The 17598-nt window shown below is 69.1% G+C and carries 14 protein-coding genes, 1 rRNA gene and 1 pseudogene; 1 reads left to right on the plus strand and 15 read right to left on the minus strand.

All coding sequences use genetic code 11. From position 1 onward, the window contains the following. Nucleotides 1-99: 99 nt before the first annotated feature. The 7 genes from ACFVMC_RS31110 to steA all read right to left on the minus strand — a co-directional run bounded on the left by ACFVMC_RS31110 (nucleotide 100) and on the right by steA (nucleotide 7919). A complete protein-coding gene (locus tag ACFVMC_RS31110; RefSeq protein WP_379216228.1) occupies nucleotides 100-996 on the minus strand; it encodes a segregation and condensation protein A in 897 nt (298 codons plus the stop codon). Next, a complete protein-coding gene (locus ACFVMC_RS31115) occupies nucleotides 993-1868 on the minus strand; it encodes a ParA family protein (protein WP_379216263.1) in 876 nt (291 codons plus the stop codon). Before ACFVMC_RS31115 ends, ACFVMC_RS31110 begins: the two co-directional genes overlap by 4 nt. Nucleotides 1869-2132: 264 nt before the next feature. Next, nucleotides 2133-3047, minus strand: coding sequence for a site-specific tyrosine recombinase XerD (gene xerD / locus ACFVMC_RS31120; protein WP_379216230.1), 915 nt, complete (start codon nucleotides 3045-3047; stop codon nucleotides 2133-2135). A 79-nt stretch (nucleotides 3048-3126) separates the two neighbouring features. Beyond that, a complete protein-coding gene (locus ACFVMC_RS31125) occupies nucleotides 3127-3792 on the minus strand; it encodes an NUDIX domain-containing protein (RefSeq protein WP_379216232.1) in 666 nt (221 codons plus the stop codon). Between the two features lie 4 nt (nucleotides 3793-3796). Further along, nucleotides 3797-5515, minus strand: a complete 1719-nt coding sequence (locus tag ACFVMC_RS31130; RefSeq protein WP_379216234.1) for a CTP synthase — start codon at nucleotides 5513-5515, stop codon at nucleotides 3797-3799. A gap of 217 nt (nucleotides 5516-5732) precedes the next feature. After that, nucleotides 5733-6677 carry a copper transporter gene (locus tag ACFVMC_RS31135; protein ID WP_379216236.1) on the minus strand — a complete coding sequence of 315 codons (945 nt, stop codon included), beginning with the start codon at nucleotides 6675-6677 and terminating at the stop codon, nucleotides 5733-5735. Nucleotides 6678-6707: 30 nt separating this feature from the next. Continuing rightward, nucleotides 6708-7919: a putative cytokinetic ring protein SteA gene (gene steA / locus ACFVMC_RS31140; protein ID WP_379216238.1), complete on the minus strand. Its 1212-nt coding sequence runs from the start codon at nucleotides 7917-7919 to the stop codon at nucleotides 6708-6710. Between the two features lie 123 nt (nucleotides 7920-8042). On the opposite strand from steA, the gene ACFVMC_RS31145 reads away from it, so the two are divergent. Then, nucleotides 8043-8468, plus strand: coding sequence for an SRPBCC family protein (locus ACFVMC_RS31145; protein WP_379216240.1), 426 nt, complete (start codon nucleotides 8043-8045; stop codon nucleotides 8466-8468). Between the two features lie 2 nt (nucleotides 8469-8470). Here ACFVMC_RS31145 and recN read toward each other — a convergent pair whose 3' ends face one another. The 8 genes and pseudogenes from recN to rrf all read right to left on the minus strand — a co-directional run. Beyond that, complete coding sequence (gene recN / locus ACFVMC_RS31150; RefSeq protein WP_379216242.1) at nucleotides 8471-10234, minus strand: DNA repair protein RecN; 1764 nt, start codon at nucleotides 10232-10234, stop codon at nucleotides 8471-8473. Further along, nucleotides 10212-11237, minus strand: a complete 1026-nt coding sequence (locus ACFVMC_RS31155; RefSeq protein ID WP_379216244.1) for an NAD kinase — start codon at nucleotides 11235-11237, stop codon at nucleotides 10212-10214. The genes recN and ACFVMC_RS31155 overlap by 23 nt, the downstream gene beginning before the upstream one ends. Continuing rightward, nucleotides 11234-12055: a TlyA family RNA methyltransferase gene (locus tag ACFVMC_RS31160; RefSeq protein WP_379216246.1), complete on the minus strand. Its 822-nt coding sequence runs from the start codon at nucleotides 12053-12055 to the stop codon at nucleotides 11234-11236. The genes ACFVMC_RS31155 and ACFVMC_RS31160 overlap by 4 nt, the downstream gene beginning before the upstream one ends. Before the next feature lies 1 nt (nucleotide 12056). Beyond that, nucleotides 12057-12320 carry a hypothetical protein gene (locus ACFVMC_RS31165; RefSeq protein ID WP_379216247.1) on the minus strand — a complete coding sequence of 88 codons (264 nt, stop codon included), beginning with the start codon at nucleotides 12318-12320 and terminating at the stop codon, nucleotides 12057-12059. 185 nt (nucleotides 12321-12505) lie between these two features. Further along, complete coding sequence (locus ACFVMC_RS31170) at nucleotides 12506-13402, minus strand: HAD-IIA family hydrolase (RefSeq protein WP_379216249.1); 897 nt, start codon at nucleotides 13400-13402, stop codon at nucleotides 12506-12508. Nucleotides 13403-13424: 22 nt separating this feature from the next. After that, nucleotides 13425-14402, minus strand: coding sequence for a transporter substrate-binding domain-containing protein (locus ACFVMC_RS31175; RefSeq protein WP_379216251.1), 978 nt, complete (start codon nucleotides 14400-14402; stop codon nucleotides 13425-13427). 865 nt (nucleotides 14403-15267) lie between these two features. Then, nucleotides 15268-16284: pseudogene (locus ACFVMC_RS31180) on the minus strand (hypothetical protein); the annotation flags it as partial. 1222 nt (nucleotides 16285-17506) lie between these two features. Further along, a 5S ribosomal RNA gene (gene rrf, locus ACFVMC_RS31185) occupies nucleotides 17507-17598 on the minus strand; the annotation flags it as partial.

A 17598-nucleotide genomic window follows, 5' to 3' on the forward strand; every position in this document is an offset into this window, starting at 1 on the left:
TCCGCGCGGCCGCGGTCTGGCCGTTCGCCTCGGCCGCGTCGTCCGCGGTCGATGGCGGCTCCTGCTCCCCGATCGGCTCGTTCTCGCCGGTGGGCTCGCTCACCCGTAGTCCTCCTCGATGGTCATCGTCGGGGCGTTCACGTCCACATCGCCGATCCAGCTCACCGCGAGCGGGCCCAGCGGATCGGGCTGATCGAATTCGATCGTCTTACCCCGATAGAGCTCGAGCAGCGCCAGGAAGCGGGCCACGATCTGCACCGGCACCGTACAGTCGGCGACCAGCTCGGCGAAGGTGGTCCAGCCGCCCGGGCCGCGCTCCCGCAGACGCTCGAGCACCCAGGCCGCCTCGTCGGCGACCGAGATGGCGTGCGCGTGCAGATGGTCCAGCCCGACCCTGGGCACCGGCCGCGGCCGGAAGGCGACGGCGGCGATCTCGGCGAATCCGGCGGCGTCCACTCCCAGCGTCACCTCGGGCAGCAGCCCGGCGAACCGCTCCTCGAGGCTGACCGAACGCGGGTAACGCCGCAGCGCAACCGCTTCCAGCTCACCCAGCAGCTCGGCAACCTGCTTGAACGCGCGATACTGGAGCAGCCGCGCGAACAGCAGGTCACGCGCCTCCAGCAGTTCCAGATCCTCGGCGTCGGTCATCTCCCCCGACGGCAGCAACCGCGCCGCCTTCAGATCCAGCAGAGTGGCTGCCACCACGAGGAATTCGGTGGTTTGATCGAGGATCTTGTCGGCGCGCAGCCCGGTCTCGGCGGACATACCCGCCGTCAGCGCCTTGGTGTAGGCGATGAATTCGTCGGTGACCTTGTGCAGCGCCACCTCGGTGACATCGAGCTTGCGCGAGCTGATCAGGGTCAGCAGCAGATCGAACGGGCCCTCGAAATTGCTGAGCGTCAGATGGAATCCGGACCGCTCGGCGGGCACGCCGACGGCACCCGCGTCGTCGGGGAGGTCCTGAGCGGCCGGAGCGGGGTCGAGCGTGCCGTTCACCGGCCGGACCGGTGGATGACTTCCCTCGCCATCGCCCGATACGCTTCGGCGCCACCGGATTTCGGCGCCCAGGTAGTAATCGGTTCACCGGCCACGCTGGCGTCCGGGAACCGGACCGTGCGCGAGATCGCGGTGTCGTAGACCAGGTCGCCGAACACCTCGACGACGCGTGCCATGACCTGCCGTGAATGCAGTAGTCGCGCGTCGAACATGGTGACCACGATCCCGTACAGGCTCAACCGCGGGTTCAGGCGATCGCGCACCTTCTCCACGGTGTCGTTGAGCAGGGCGAGTCCTCTCAGCGAGAAGTACTCGCATTCCATCGGAATGATCACACCGTCCGAGCAGGCCAGCGCGTTGACGGTGAGCAGGCCGAGCGAGGGCTGGCAGTCGATGAGGATGTAGTCGTAGCGGTCGCGCACGGGTTCCAGGGCCCGGCCCAGGGTCTGTTCCCGGCCCACCTCGTTGACCAGCTGGATCTCGGCGGCGGAGAGGTCGATGTTGCTGGGCAGCAGGTCCAGGTTCTCGATCCGGGTCTCCATCAGCACGTCGTCGATGGAGGTGCGGGTGCCGATCAACAGGTTGTGCACGGTCTGGTCCAGATCGTGGTGGGCGACACCGAGACCCGCGGACAGCGCGCCCTGCGGATCCAGGTCGACCAGCAGGACACGACGGCCGTATTCGGCCAGCGACGCACCGAGATTGATGGTCGAGGTGGTCTTGCCGACGCCACCCTTCTGGTTGCACATGGCGATGATCAGCGCGTCACCGTGTTCGGCGAGCGGCTGCGGATCCGGTACCAGGCGCAACGGCCTGCCCGTCGGTCCGAGTTCCGTGCTCTCCGGCACGGGTTCTGCCCCGTTGGCCCACAGCGTTTCCGCCGCGGCGTCCGAGTACGGCCCAGCAGCTCCTGCTGTAGTCACGATCCCGCTGCTCCTTATGCGTTTGCCCGTCGTCTCGCCGAGCGTAGCGAGACCATTCGGGCCCGACCTCGCTTTCGTACGGTCCAGCTCTGTTTTAGACGCTACCGCTTGACAGCGCGAGACCTGCGCTCGGACACGCGAGCCGACGTACGTACCACTCGGTCAGACGATACCTGGTGATCGGGTTCTGGATCCCCGCGTACGCGAACGCAATCAGCGGGCGCGGGGATGCGCGGTGGCCCAGACTTCACGCAATGTGCTGACCGTCACCAGGGTGTAGATCTGGGTGGTGGTCACCGAGGCGTGGCCCAGAAGTTCCTGGACCACACGCACATCCGCGCCGCCGTCGAGCAGATGGGTGGCGAAGGAATGCCGCAGGGTGTGCGGTGACACGGCCGCGCCGATGCCCGCGCGCTCGGCGGTGTCCTGGAGCACCTGCCAGGCGGACTGGCGGGAGAGCCGGCCGCCGCGCGCGTTCAGGAACAGCGCGCCCCCAGTGGATTTCCCGGACGCGGCCAGACTCGGTCGCCCGCGCACCAGGTAGGCGTCCACCGCGGCCAGCGCCGGCCGTCCGATCGGGACCATGCGCTGTTTACCGCCCTTGCCGCGCAGGAGCACCGACCGCTCTGCGGTGTCGAGATCATCGACGTCGAGCCCGACGACCTCGGAAATCCGTGCGCCCGTGGAATACAGCAGCTCCAGCAGTGCCCGATCGCGCAGTTCGCGGGGCCCGCCGTCGCCGCCGCCCGCCGCCTCCAGCAGGCGCAGCACCTGGTCGTAGGGCAGGGCTTTGGGCAGCCGGCGGCCGGGCGCGGGCGGTTTCACCGCATGCGCCACATCGGTGCTGGTCATGCCTTCCGCGGCCGCGAAACGATGCAGTCCGCGCACGGCGATCAGCGCGCGGGCCACCGAACTCGCGGCCAGTGGCGGATGTCCTTCGGACCCGGCGCGCAACGCCATGGTGAATTCGGCGACATCGGTTTCCCCGACTCGATCCAGCGCGGCGATACCGCGCTGGCTCAGAAAGTCGCGGTAGCGGGCCAGATCTCGCCGATACGCGCCCAGGGTGTTGCGCGCCGCCCCGCGTTCGACCGCGAGATGGTCGAGGTACGAGTCGATCTCGCGCACCCTGGGCTCCTGTCACCGACGGGGACGCGGGCGGTCGCGCCCGCCCCGGGCGTGATTGTGCACCGCTCGCGGACCGAAGTCACGCACCGTCCGGCGATGACTTCCCGGCCTTGCGGTGCAGGAAATCGGTCGGCTGCCCCGGCCACGGCGCGTCGGCCGGACGCAACCGGAGATCGCCCGCGCGCGACGCGGCCAGGGCGAGCACACCCGCGACGGCCGTGGCGTTGACGATCTCGCCGGCCAGGGCGGCGCGGACCGCCTGGTCCACCTTCAGGACCGTGACCTCGAGGTCGGCTTCCTCGAATTCCGGTTCCGGACGGTCGGTTTCGTAGAGGCCGCGGGCCAGATAGACCCGCAGCGCCTCGTCGGTGAAGCCCGGCGACAACACCACATCGACCAGCACCGCCCACTCCCGCGCGGCCAGCCCGGTCTCCTCGGCCAGTTCCCGCTTGGCCGCCGCCAGCGGGTCCTCGCCGGGCACATCGAGCAGACCGGCGGGCAGCTCGAGCAGCCGCCGGCCGATCGGATGCCGATACTGGTTGATCAACACCACATTGTCGTCGTCGTCGATCGCGGCGACGGCGACCGCGGCGTGATGCTCGACCACCTCGCGCTCGGCGACGCGGCCGCCGGGCATGGCCACCTGATCCCGGCGCAGGGCGAGAATCGCCCCGCTGTACACGGTCTCACTGGACACCGTCTCGAACTCGTGACTACCCGGCACCGCTCCCCCGCTTTCGCTCATGGGACTACTTATCCGCACCCGCGAGTTCGTCGGCGCCGGCCAGATCCACCGGAAGCTGCTCGGCCGCCTTGTATTCCAGCGCCGCCGCGATCAGCGCCGCGAACAGCGGATGCGGGCGGGTCGGACGGCTCTTGAGCTCCGGGTGCGCCTGGGTGGCGACGAAGAACGGGTGTACATCGGCAGGGTATTCCACGAACTCCACCAGATGCCCGTCGGGCGAGGTGCCGCTGAACTTCAGGCCGCTCTTGCCGATCCGGTCACGGTAGGCGTTGTTCACCTCGAACCGGTGCCGATGCCGCTCGGAGACCTGCTCGGCGCCGTAGGCCCCGGCCACCACGGAGTCCTTGGCCAGGGTCGCGGGGTAGGCGCCCAGGCGCATGGTGCCGCCCAGATCGGCCGCACCGGCCACGGCGTCCTTCTGATCGGCCATGGTCGAGATGACCGGATGCTGGGTGTCCGGCTCGAATTCGGCCGAGTTGGCGTCGGTGAGCCCGACCGCGCGGGCCGCCTCGATCACCACGCACTGCAAACCCAGGCACAGCCCGAGCAGCGGAATGGAACGGGTGCGGGCGTAACGGATCGCGCCGACCTTGCCCTCGATGCCGCGGATGCCGAACCCGCCGGGGATCAGGACCGCGTCCACGTCGCGCAGCGCGGTGGCCGCGCCGGCCTCGGTCTCGCATTCGTCGGAGGGCACCCAGCGAATCTTGACCTTGGCCCGGTGCGCGAAACCGCCCGCGCGCAGCGCCTCGGTGACCGACAGGTAGGCGTCGGGCAGATCGACGTACTTGCCGACCAGCGCGACCTCGACCGTCTCGCGCGAATTGTGCACCCGGTCCAGCAGGTCGCCCCACACGGTCCAGTCCACATCGCGGAACGGCAGGCCGAGGCGGCGCACCACGTAGGCGTCCAGGCCCTCGCGGTGCAGCACCTTCGGGATGTCGTAGATCGACGGCGCGTCCGGGGTGGAGATGCAGGCGTCGACATCGACGTCGCACATGAGCGCGATCTTGGACTTGAGCGCCTGCGGCACCTCGCGGTCGCAACGCAGGATCAGCGCGTCGGGCTGGATACCGATATTGCGCAGCGCCGCCACCGAATGCTGGGTCGGCTTGGTCTTGAGCTCGCCGGAGGGGGCGAGGTAGGGCACCAGCGAGACGTGCAGGAAGAACACATTGTCGCGGCCGACGTCGTGCCGGATCTGCCGGGCCGCCTCGAGGAACGGCTGGGATTCGATATCGCCGACGGTGCCGCCGATCTCGGTGATCACCACATCGGGGGTGTGGCCCTGCAGATCGGGGCCCTGCATCGCGAGGATGCGCGCTTTGATCGCGTCGGTGATGTGCGGGATGACCTGCACCGTGTCACCGAGGTACTCGCCGCGGCGTTCCTTGGCGATGACCGACGAATAGATCTGTCCCGTGGTGACATTGGCGTCCCGGGTGAGATCGCGGTCCAGGAACCGCTCGTAGTGGCCGACGTCGAGGTCGGTCTCGGCGCCGTCCTCGGTCACGAACACCTCTCCGTGCTGAAACGGATTCATGGTGCCGGGATCGACGTTCAGGTAAGGGTCGAGTTTCTGCATGGTGACGCGCAATCCGCGCGCCGTCAGCAGCTGACCGAGGCTGGATGCGGTAAGGCCTTTGCCCAATGAGGAGGCGACACCACCGCTGACGAAGATGTGTTTCGTGGCAGTTCGCGCCTGAATCCGTGTTTGACCCACGGGTCTTCACGGTAACACTCTTTGCCCCCGGCGATCCAACGCCACGCACGTTTGCCCACAAGTCGCCGGAATGACATCCCTCGGCTGACCTCCCGCCCGGTCGGTACGCTCGCACACACGATGAGCCGAACATCACGTTCGACGGCGGTTGCGGGTCGTTGACCACGCGGCGTGAACATGGCGCGGTTCGCGGCCGCGAGCTGATCGGCGGGCACGATCAGCTCGGCAGCGCCGCGAAGGTCAGGGAGGTGGCCTTGCTGCCGGTACCGTAACGGCCCGCGCCGCCGTTGAGCTGCTCGGACAGGCCGAGTACGGCGGTGACCCGACCGATCTCGCGGTCCAGGTGATCGACCGTGGTGACGGTGGTGGCCAGCACCGAATCCGAGCGCAGCTGCGCGATCGGCCCGGGGCCTTCGGCGGCGCCGGCGCGCCCCGCCAGCACGGTGCCCGCGCCGCGGGCACGCAGCGCACCGGCGAAACGGGCGACATTGGCGCCCTGGCTGTTCTCGTCGGCGCGCGCGCCGTTGCCGGTGATCAGCAGTGCCAGCTGCGCGGGCCGGACCGGGGTGTCACCGTAGGCGAGGAACCCACCGCCGCGCAGCGTTTCCAGCACCAGCGCCGATTCCTCCGGGGTGCTGCGCGGCTGGTCGCCGGCCGGATCCTGCAGCAGCACCAGGCCGAGCAGGTCACCCGCCAGGCTGGCCTGATCGACCGCGCCGGTGCGCAATTGCGCGCCGGCCGGAATGATATTGGTCAGCGACGTCCGCATCCGGTCACCTTCGTCGGCGTCGAGGAACGCGTCGGTCAGCGCGATCCGGCCGGTGATGGCGGCGCCCGCGGTCTCCAGGCCGCGCGTCACCGCCTCCACGTCCGCGGGGTCGGCGTCGGGTGTGGTGAACACCGCGACGGCGCGATCGGCCAGCGTTCCCTTCAGGATCCGGTCCGCCGAACCGGCGATGAACCGGTCCGCGGCGGCCAGTTCGTCGGTGTGCCGGCGATTCTGCTCGGCCAGCGTGTCCACCTGCTGCCGCAGTTCGGTCTTGTCCGAACGCAGTCCGGTCAGCATGTCGGCCGCCAAGGTCTGCGAACCGAGCACCACGCCCACGGCGAGCGCCAGGAAGATGCCCACAATCGAAATCAGGTGCTGGCGAACCGAGATCATGATCCTCCGATACTGGTCGAGAGCGTGGGGTCAGAGCAGTCCGTCGATGGTGTCGCGGGCCCAGAACACGGCCCGATCCCAGCCCGCACCCACCCAGTCGAGCACCGGGCCGGTCGAATTCGAGGCCAGCAGCACCACGATGATCGCGATGAGCGCGGCCAGCACCACCGCCGACAGGGCCACTCCCGACATCCGGCTGCGATAGAGCGTGGCGACCGCGTTGGCATCCATCATCTTGGTGCCGAGTTTGAGCCGGGTCAGGAAGGTGGCCGGGCAGCTTTCGCGGCGACCGGCATCGAAGAAGTCGTCCAGGGAGGCCGGTGCGCCCGCGGTGACGATCAGCGCCGCATCATGATGCCCCGCCAGCAGCAGCGCCAGATCGGCGGGTGCCCCCGAGGACGGAAAAGTCGTCGCGCCGATCCCCAGATCCTGGATGCGCTCGAGGCCCTTGGCGTGGCCGTCGGTGTCGGCGGGCAGGATCATCTCGGCGCCGGATTTCAAGGTGGAGGTGCTGATCTCCTCCGGATCGCCCACGATCAGATCCGGTTGGTAGCCCTGCCGGACCAGGGTGTCCGCGCCCGCGCCCACCCCGATCAGTACCGGGGAGTATTCCTTGACGAACGGTCTGAGCGCCTTGAGTTCGGCCGCGTGCCCGGGCCCGTCGGCGACCACCAGCACGTGGCGGTCCTTCATCGACAGGGTCAGCTCCGGAATCCCGACACCGTCGATGAGCAGCGCGCTTTCGGTCCGGATGAACTCGATCGCATTGCCCGCGAAGGCTTCCAGATGGTCCGAGAGCCCGATCCGCGCCTCGACCATCCGCTCGATGATGACGGCGTCGGTCAGCTGGATGCCCTCGAACAGGACCTCCGGCTCCTTCTTGGTCAGCTTGTCGGCGTAGACGACGCCCTCGTCGATGCGCACCTTGGCGCCGTCCTTGATCCGGGTGTGGACGTCCGGACAGGCCGTATCCAACAGCAGGATCCCGTTGGCGACCAAGGTCTCCGGGCCCAGATTGGGGTAGCGGCCGGAGATCGAGGGCGCGGTGTTGATCACCGCGACCACCCCCGCCGCCACCAGGCGGTCGGCGGTCAGCCGGTCCAGATCGAGTTCGTCCAGCACGGCGATATCGCCCGGACCGACCCGCCGTAGCAGGCGCCGGGTATCGCGATCGACCCGGACGACGCCGGTCAGGCCGGGCAACGCTTCCGTGTTCCTCGACAGCAGCGCCAACATCCTCATGGGCCCAGGATGGCCGCGAACCCTCGACCTTTAGCGGAGGCGCGCCGACCATCGGCACCGGCGGCGCCGCAGCCGAATACCTATATGCTTCCGTCACAGACAGTTCGAACAGGAGAATGCGCCATGGTTACCAGTACGGTCGAAACGGTGATTGCCGCCCCGCGCGACGTCGTCTACAAGTTCTTCACCGAACGCGACGGCATCGCCCCCTACCTGCCGGTCGTGAACTTCACCCTGAAGAAGCCCGGCACCGAGACGACCACCGGAGTCGGCGCGCAGTACCTGATCGGCGTCGGCGGCCTCGGGATCACCGAGGAGACCACCCGCCTGGTGCCCGGCGAGCGCATGGAATACCGAATCGTCAAGGGCGCGCCGGTGAAACGGCACGTCGGCACCATCACCTTCGCCGACGCCGACAACAACAGCACCGTGGTGAACTACACGATGGAGTCCGAGCCGAGCTTGCCGGTCCCCGCGAAAGTCCTCGAACTCGGGCTGCGCACGTTGATCAACCAATTCCTCGGCGGCGCCAAGAAAGCGCTGCGCTGAGTTCAGGCCCGTTCGGCCTTGGCGGTTGCCAGCAGTTCCTCCGCATGGGCGCGGCCGGTCTCGGTGTCGTCGAGACCGGCCAGCATGCGGGCCAACTCGATGACGCGCTCCTCCTTGGTCAGCGCCCGCACCCCGCTGTTCACCGTGCCCTTGCCGTTATCGGACTTGTCCACCACCAGGTGCGTGTCCGCGAAGGCCGCCACCTGCGGCAGATGCGTCACCACGATCACCTGATGGGTGCGGGCGAGCCGAGCCAGCCGCCGCCCGATCTCCACCGCCGCGCGACCGCCCACCCCGGCGTCGACCTCGTCGAACACCATGGTGGCGCCGTGATCGGAACTCGCCAGCACCACCTCGAGCGCCAGCATCACCCGCGACAGCTCACCACCGGACGCGCTCTTGCTCAAGGGCAGCGACTGCGCGCCCGAATGCGCCGACAGCCGGAACTCCACCTCGTCCACTCCGCTCGGGCCCGCGTGCAACTCCTGGCCGGCCACGGTCAGCGGCGCGGAATCCTGCGGACTCGCGGGCACCGGCCGCACCTGGACCTCGAGGCGCGCCTTACCCATCGCCAGCCCGCCGAGTTCCGCGCTGACCGCCGCGGCCAGTTTGCCCGCCGACCTACTCCGCGCCGCCGTCAGCTTCCGGGCCGCCTCGCGTACCCGTTCCGCCGCGATATCGACCTCGGCGGACAGCTTCGCCAACGCCTCCTCCGAGACATCGAGCGAACCCAGCCGAGTCCGGGCATCCTCGGCCCAGGCGATCACACCGTCGACATCCGAGGCGTACTTGCGGGTCAGCCCCTTCAACTCGGCCTGGCGGTTCAGCAGTGAATCGAGCGCGCCCGGATCCGACGGCAATTCCGACCGGTAACTGCTCAATTCGGTGGTCACATCGACCACCACCGCGATCGCTTCGTCCAACCGCGGGGCCAGGGCGGTCAGCTTCGGGTCGTCGGAGGATTCGACGCGCGCCCGGGCCAGACCGAGCGCGGACAGCGCACCCGAATTGTCCTCCGGCGCTTCGGCCGGGCCGGCCAGCGCGTCATGTGCGGTCTCGGCGGCCTCACGTAGTGAATCCAGGTCGCTGAGCCGGCGCACCTCGTCCAGAATGCGCTTGTCCTCACCGGGTTCCGGTGCGACAGCGTCGATCTCGTTCAACGCGTACTGCAACCGGTCGGCTTCCAGCGCCAGCTCCCGGCTGCGGGCGGTGCGTTCCAGCAGCTCCGAGCGCGCGTCCAGCCATGCCCGCCGCGCCACCCCGTATTTGCGCAGCAGCGGGCCGACGGTGTCGCCCGCGAACTGGTCGAGCGCGGCGAGCTGCTGTTCGGGGCGCTGCAACCGCAGCTGATCGTTCTGGCCGTGCACGGTCAACAACGGCGCGGTGAAATCGGCGAGCACCGAGGCGGGCACACTGCGCCCACCCAGATGGGCGCGCGAGCGGCCGTCACTGCCCACGGTGCGGATCGCGATCACGCTGCCGTCGTCATCGGCCTGCGCCGCAGCCGATTCCAGCACCTCGCCGACCTCGGCGCGCGCGGCGTCATTGACATCCTCGACGGTGAACCGGCCCTCCACCACGGCCCGCGCCGCGCCCAGCCGGACCCGGCCCGCGTCCGCGCGGGCGCCGCTGAGCAGATGCAGGCTGGTGACCACCATGGTCTTGCCCGCGCCGGTCTCACCGGTCAATACCGTCAGACCCGCATGGAATTGCGCTGTGGCAGTGGATATGACGCCGAGTCCGTCAATTCTGATCTCGGTCAGCATTAGGCTTACCCACCCCGCCTCCTTCGTCGGCTGCCATCCCCGAAGTCTCCGTTCGCCGCCGGCCACGCCAGCCGGTCACGGGCAACTGGAACTTGCGCACCATCCGGTCCGCGAACGGCGCGGAATCCAGCCGCACCCAGCGCACCGGCTCCGCACCGCGCACCGCCTCCACGCGTCCACCGCGCGGCAGGGCCATGGTGCGCCGACCATCCAGGAAAACTATCGCATCATGGCCCGTGGCCACCGACTCGACCGCGATCCGCGATTCCGGGCTGGTCACCAGGGGACGCGCGAACAAAGCATGCGCGTTGCTCGGAATCACCAGCAGCGCTTCCAATTCCGGCCACACCACCGGCCCGCCCGCCGAGAACGCGTACGCCGTCGACCCGGTCGGCGTGGAGATGAGCACACCGTCGCAGCCGAACGCGGACACCGGGCGGCCGTCCACCTCGAGCACCACCTCCAGCACACCCATCCGGGCGGCGTTCTCGATGCTGGCTTCGTTGAGCGCCCAACCGGTTTCGACGATCTCGTCGTTGACCCGCACGCTCAGATCGATGGTCATGCGCTGCTCGATCCGGTAGTCGCCGCGCACCACCTGCGCCAGCGCCTCGTCCAGATGCTCGGCCTCGGCCTCGGTGAGAAAACCGATGCGGCCCAGGTTGATTCCCAGCACCGGCACCGCGGCCGGGCGCGCGAGTTCGGCGGCGCGCAGGAACGTGCCGTCCCCACCCAGCACCAGCACCATCTCGCAACCCACCGCCGCATCCGGGCAGTGCTCGACCACCTTGGCCGGATAGCCGCCCGGTTCGGCGACCGCCCGCACGTCGTGGGCCGGATCCTCACATTCGAACCGGGTGCTGTCGGCCTCGTCGGCCAGCACCCGCAAACCGATACCGGCGTCGGCGAAGATCTTCGCGACCCGGTGTGCGGTCTCGATGATCTCGGCCCGGCCCGGATGCGAGATCAGCAGAATCTCCCGGCCCGTCGACTCCGCGCTCACTGTGGACCCTCCTCGACCGCGCGCTCGACCAGGGCATCGACCGCCCCGGCGGCATATTCGAACTGCCCATCCTTGCGCAGCCACAGAAAATACTCGACATTGCCCGACGGGCCCGGCAGCGGACTGGCCACCGCGCCCAGCGTGCGCAGCCCCAGGGGGGCGGCCGCCGCCGCCACCGCCCGGACCGTCTCGGCGCGCAGCGCCGGATCCCGCACCACCCCACCGGATCCCAGCCGCTCCTTGCCGACCTCGAACTGCGGCTTGACCATCGGCAGCAGATCCGCGCCCGGCGCCGCGCAGGCCGCCAGCGCGGGCAGCACCAGCGCCAGGGAAATGAAACTCAGATCACCGACCACCAGATCGACTGTGCCGTCGATGGATTCGGGCGTGATATTACGGACATTGGTGCGGTCGAAGACCCGCACCCGATCATCGTTCTGCAATCGCCAGATCAGCTGGCCGTAGCCGACATCGACCGCGACGACCTCCTTCGCGCCCTTGGACAGCAGCACATCGGTGAAACCACCGGTCGATGCGCCCGCGTCCAGACAGCGCTTACCCGCCACTGTCACACCCTGCGGCTCGAACGCCGCCAACGCGCCGAGCAGTTTGTGCGCGCCGCGCGAAGCCCACTGCACCTCGTCGACATCCTCGCGCACCAGCAGCGGTGCGCCCGGATCGACCTGGGTCGCCGGTTTCGTCGCCACCGCACCATTGATCAGGACCCGGCCCGCGCCGATCAGCTCGACCGCGTGCTCTCGCGATCGCGCCAACCCGCGGCGAACCAATTCGGCGTCCACCCGCGCGCGCCTGGCCACCTCAGATCTTGTCCACCGTGGCGAGCGCGTCGACCAGCACCTCGTGCGCCTGCTCCAGAATCCGCGCGCGCCTGGTCAGATCGACACCGGCGTCAGCGCTGGCGGCGGCCGAATCCAGGGCATCCGGCCGCACCGCCAGCTCGGCGAGCAGGCTATCGATCTCGGCGCGGATCCGGCCCGGGTCGGCTGTCTCCGGCCGGCCCTGCGCACCGGCCAGGTGCTGACCCGGCAGTGGCACGGACGGTCGAGGCGTGGGCGTACTCATGGTGCCGACAACGCTACCCGAACCCGCATTCGAACACACGAACCCCACCACCGAGATCCCCGCCACCACGGCCCCGATCCAGCGACCAGCCTGCCGCCACCCAGGCCATGCGGTGCGGATCCGGCCGGACGATCCGATTCGTGCGTGACTCGGTCCCACAGCGGCGCGGTAGGTAAGCGGTGCAGCTAGCCCGGCAGGTCCCACGCGGTGCGTGCCGAGGAGACCGTGATGGCACGGCCTGGATGAGTGCGCAGCAGGTCGGCGAGTGCGGTGCCGAGATCGTCACGGATCGGGGGATGGTTCAACGCGTCCAACGAGTCGGCGACGAAGGTCGGGACGAGTTCGGCTGGGGCGGTGTCGAGTTCGGCGAGAGTGCTGACGCCGGTCAAGACGAGCAGAGAGTCCAGGCCGACGGTGTTGGCGCCCTCGATATCGGTGTCCAGGCGGTCACCGACCACCAGCGCGCCGCGGGTACCGGCGCGGGTCAGCGCATCCTCCATCAGCGGAGCGAACGGCTTCCCGGCCACGATCGGGTCCCGGCCCGACGCCGTGCGCAGCGCGGCGACCATCGAGCCGTTGCCCGGCGCGAGACCGCGCTCGTCGGGCAGGGTCTTGTCGGTGTTCGCCGCGATCCAGAGTGCGCCCCCGCTCAGAGCGTAGGCGGCCTCGGCGAGATCGGGCCACGCCGTCTGTGGTGAATGCCCTTGCACCACAGCGGCAGGCGCAGCGCCGTCGAAACGCCGGACCGGCCGCAGCCCGACAGCGTCGACCTCGGCGGCCAGATCATCGGTGCCCACCACGAGCACGGTCGCGCCCGGGTTCAGCCGTTCGGCCAGGAGCCGGGCGGCGGCCTGCGCGCTGGTCACCACCTGGTCGGTGGTGGCCGGGAAACCGAGCTCCGCCAGGTGTTCGGCCACGGTCTTCGGGGCGCGGCTGGCGTTGTTGGTGACATAGACCAGGCGCTGCTCCCCCGGCTCGTTCGTCAACGCCGCGGGCGCGCCGTCGATGACGACCGGCCCCCGGTACAGCGTGCCGTCCAGGTCCAGCAGAAGCGCCTCATAGCGATCTCGTAGTCGCACCACGGCACCAAACCCTACCCGCGATTCAGTTCTTGTACTTCGGCGCCGGCGGCCCCGGCGACGGACCGAGCAGACTCAGATGCCGCTGATACAGCGACTGCCAGGTACCGTCGGCGCGCATCCGATCCAGGCTGGCGTTCACGAAACGCACCAGCTCCGGCTGACCGTCCGCGATACCGATCGCGTAGGAGTCGAACGCCATCGGCGGGCCGACCACCTCCAAATTGTTGTCCTGCAACGCCAGACCGTGCAGGATCGGCGCGTCGGTGCTGATCGCGTCGGCCGCGCCCTGCTGCAAGGCGACCAGGCAGTCCGTCCAGTTCTGCATGCCGATCACCGTCGGCGGCTTGGGCAACGCGAACAGCGGCTCCAGCGAGGTGGTGCCCGTGACACTGCACGCCCGTTTGCCGCCCAGGTCGGCGGCGGACTCGATCCCGGAGCTGCCGATCGTCAGCACCTTCTGTTCGGAGACGTAATACACCGCCGAGAAGTCGATCTCCTTGTCCCGCGCGCAGGTCGCCGAGAAGGTGTTGACCACCAGATCCACCCGGCCGTTGCGCAGCGCCGGAACCCGTTCCGCCGAACTCAACGGCACCAGGTCGATCTTCGACGGATCTCCGAACAGATCCCGGGCGATCTCCTTCGCGATATCGATGTCGAAGCCCTCGAGCGTGCCCGTGCGCGGATTCCGGAACCCGAACAGGTACCCGTCCTGTGCCACACCGACCTTCACCCGCCCGCTCGCGACGATCCGCGCCATCGGCGTCCCCGCCGGCATCGCACCCCTGGGCGGCAACGCACTCGGCCTCGAACTCGCTGTCGCATCACAGGATTCGTCACCGCGCTGATTCGGCGCACTCGTGATCTCCGACGCCCGCGGCGGCATCGGCCGCACCGGCCCCACCGTCACCCCCGCCGACGGCGGTGCCCCCGCCCCGCACCCGGAAGTCAGCGCCGCCCCCACGACCACGAGCACCGCACCGATCACCCGCATTCTGCCCATGAGACCACCCCTCGCCCGCGACCAACCGATTCACCCCAGCTTGGCCACCAATTCACCCCCGCGCAACCGCAAATACCATTCCTGCACCGAAACCCCAGCTCCCCCACCACATTCCCGTGCACGCCAGCGAATAGCCGCTGAGCACGCACACCGACGTCGGCACCGGCCTCAACGCACCGGGCCCAAATACGCAGGGCGTCTGTCGGTCTCCGATCGACCGATAACGTTCGCCACGAAGGCGAGCTGATCGTGGACCTGCGCGATGACCACACTCGACGATTGCTGCGACCCGGTGAGCAGGCTGTGCGGATAGCCGGGTTCTTCGGCCGAACCGGGACGCATGGTCGGACACCGTCCTGCCAAGGGCCCCTTTCGAACACCCGACTCACGGCTGGAAGCGCAGCAACGTCAGTGCGGCCCACAGTAATTGTCAGCTGGAACTCGCGGCTGGGACACCTCGCTCGATCGACGTCGAGCTGACCGTCGGTCGGGTACCCCGGGGCCCGGGCGTCGGTAAACTCGGACGCTCGGGGCTGAGATCGCAAATCCGATGAGGACTGCGACAGGGTAGCCGGGTGAGTCTCCCGGGCACGCCCCAACACCGGGATTCGATGGCGTTGTGCCCGGCCGAACTCACCCGTGCACGCTACGCCGAACGGGTCCACCGACGACCGAATTCGCCTGGCCGACACCAGTCTGCTGATCGAGACCACCGAAGACCGTTCCAGCGGAACAGGACTCGCGGCCGAGGCACGTTCGCCCGATCGGCGTCGACGGTCTGACCGCTGGTCAGGGCTCCCGCGTCGGAGAACCGGTGAACCCCGATCCTCGGGGCCCGGAGCGCAGGCGCTGGGCCGGGATTCGTTTACAGGTCGCCGGTGAGTTCCTGGGCGCGTTCCTCGGCGTCGGTTTCGGCGTCGAGGTCGGCGGAGGCGGCGTTGAGGAACCAGGTCAGGCCCTCATCGGTGCGGCCGGCGGCGACCAGGGCGTCAGCATAGGCGTAGAAGAGGCGGGCGTAGGCAGAGCCCGTCTTGGCCGGGTCCAGATCGGCGGTTTGCAGGGTGACGACCGCCTGATCGAATTGGCCGAGGTCCATGCGGGCGCCGGCGACGACGATACGCAATTCGATGGCTTCGTCGCCGGTGAGTTCACGCGCCTCGTCGCTGCGGCCGAGTTCGATGGCCCGCTCGGGGCGGCCGAGACCACGCTCGCAGTCGGCCATCACGGCCAGCAGTCCGGAACCGCCCGACATACGGCGCGCGGTACGCAGCTCCGACAGCGCCTCGGCCCACTCACCGGCGTGATATGCCGTGACACCGGCCGTCTCCCGGACCACCGCGATCCGGCCGGCGCGCTGCCGGGCCGCCCGGGCGTGCGCCAGAGCCAGCGCCGGATCATCGTCGATCAGCCGCGCCGCCATCACCAGATGACGTGCCACCGTCTCAGCATTGCCCTTGTCCAAAGTCAGCAGATCCCGGCGCACCCCGTTGTCGAGATCGGTCGCCTGAATGTCATCCGGCAGATCCGGCTCCTCGGGCCGCGGCGGACGCCGATCCAGATTCCGCCCGCCACCGGGACGCCCCCCTTCCCCACCACGCCGCCGATCCTGGAAATCGCCCCGCTCCGCACGACGCTCTTCCCGATCACCACCACGCTTGTACCCGCGATCATCGGAGCCACCACGATCGTTCGAGCCGCCATCACGCTTGAAGCCGCCGCGCTCGTCCGAGTCGCCACCACGGCTGAAACCACTGCGCTCGTCCGAGTCGCCACCACGGCTGAAACCACTGCGCTCGCTCGAGTCGCCGCCGCGCTTGAAACCGCCGCGCTCACCCGAGTCGCCACCACGGCCGAAGCTGCCACGGCTGTCACCGCCACGGCTGCCGCCAGGTCGATCATGGCCACCGCGCTCGCCGGATTTCGCACCACGCTTGAATCCACCGCGCTCCGCAGAGTCACCGCGTTGGAAACCACCCCGATTGTCGCCGCCACGGTCGTCGCCAGCTCGGTTGTAACCGCCACGCTCGCCGGAGTCACCGCCGCGCTTGAACCCGCCGCGCTCGGCGGAACCACCACGTTTGAAACCACCGCGATCGTCGCCGCCGCGACCGTAGCCGCCACGCTCGGCGGAGCCGCTGTCCCGTTTGAAACCGCCACGCTCACCGGAGTCACCGCCACGGCTGTAGCCACCGCGCTCGCTGGAACCGCTGCCTCGGTTGAAGCCCCCGCGCCCCCCGGAGTCACCGCCACGGTTGAAACCGCCACGCTCACGGGAATCGCCGCCACGCTCGCCGGAATCGCCGCCCCGATTGAAACCGCCGCGCTCGGCGGAACCACCATCACGCTTGAAACCGCCGCGGTCGGTAGAACTGCTGTCGCGCTTGAAGCCGCCGCGGTCATCTCCACCGCGGTTGTAGCCTCGATCGTCGCCGCCGGAGTCGCTGCGTCGGTAGCCTCGATCGTCGCCGCTACGGTTGTAGCCGCCCCGCTCGCCGGAGTCCCCGCCACGCTTGAAACCGCCGCGGCTATCCCCACCGCGCCCCGCGTCGCCACGGTCGCCGCCGGCCCGGTTGAAACCGCCCCGCTCGCCGGAGTCCCCGCCACGCTTGAAATCGCCGCGATCAGAACCACCACGTTTGAAACCACCACGGTCGTCGCCGCTACGGTTGTAGCCGCCGCGCTCGCCGGAGTCGCCGCCGCGCTTGAAGCCGCCACGGCTATCCCCGCCGCGCCCCGCGTCGCCGCGGTCGGAGTTGCGTTCGAAGCCGCCTCGATCCGACGTATCGCCGCGCTCGAAGCCGCCGCGGCCGGCGTCGCCGGACTCGCTGTTGCGTCTGAATCCGCGCTTCTCACTGGGGACGCCGCTCGAGTCACCGTGGGAGGGGCGGTCGGCTCCCTCGCCGCGTCGGAAGGACTTCCGACCGTCGTTCTGCTCCGACACGGTGATCCCTTTCTAGGTATGTTCCACAGAAATGCTGCTCTTGGGCCCCTTGCATTCAAGCACGTGCCGACCCGGGGGCGCAGATCCAGCGACGCAATGGGACCGAAAGGTGCCCAAACGACGATAGGGGACCCAGAATCTGGGTCCCCTATCGTGAAGGATGTTCCGGCGGTGTCCTACTCTCCCACACCCTGTCGAGTGCAGTACCATCGGCGCAGGTGACCTTAGCTTCCGGGTTCGGAATGGGACCGGGCG

This window comes from Nocardia sp. NPDC127579, assembly GCF_042672005.1.
In the GTDB taxonomy this organism is placed as follows: domain Bacteria; phylum Actinomycetota; class Actinomycetes; order Mycobacteriales; family Mycobacteriaceae; genus Nocardia.

Coding starts and splice junctions, on each gene's coding strand:
- ACFVMC_RS31125 (WP_379216232.1), bottom strand. CDS start 3,792: ATGAGCGAAAGCGGGGGAGCGGTGCCGGGTAGTCACGAGTTCGAGACG.
- ACFVMC_RS31135 (WP_379216236.1), bottom strand. CDS start 6,677: ATGATCTCGGTTCGCCAGCACCTGATTTCGATTGTGGGCATCTTCCTG.
- steA (WP_379216238.1), bottom strand. CDS start 7,919: ATGAGGATGTTGGCGCTGCTGTCGAGGAACACGGAAGCGTTGCCCGGC.
- ACFVMC_RS31145 (WP_379216240.1), top strand. CDS start 8,043: ATGGTTACCAGTACGGTCGAAACGGTGATTGCCGCCCCGCGCGACGTC.
- recN (WP_379216242.1), bottom strand. CDS start 10,234: ATGCTGACCGAGATCAGAATTGACGGACTCGGCGTCATATCCACTGCC.
- ACFVMC_RS31165 (WP_379216247.1), bottom strand. CDS start 12,320: ATGAGTACGCCCACGCCTCGACCGTCCGTGCCACTGCCGGGTCAGCAC.
- ACFVMC_RS31175 (WP_379216251.1), bottom strand. CDS start 14,402: ATGGGCAGAATGCGGGTGATCGGTGCGGTGCTCGTGGTCGTGGGGGCG.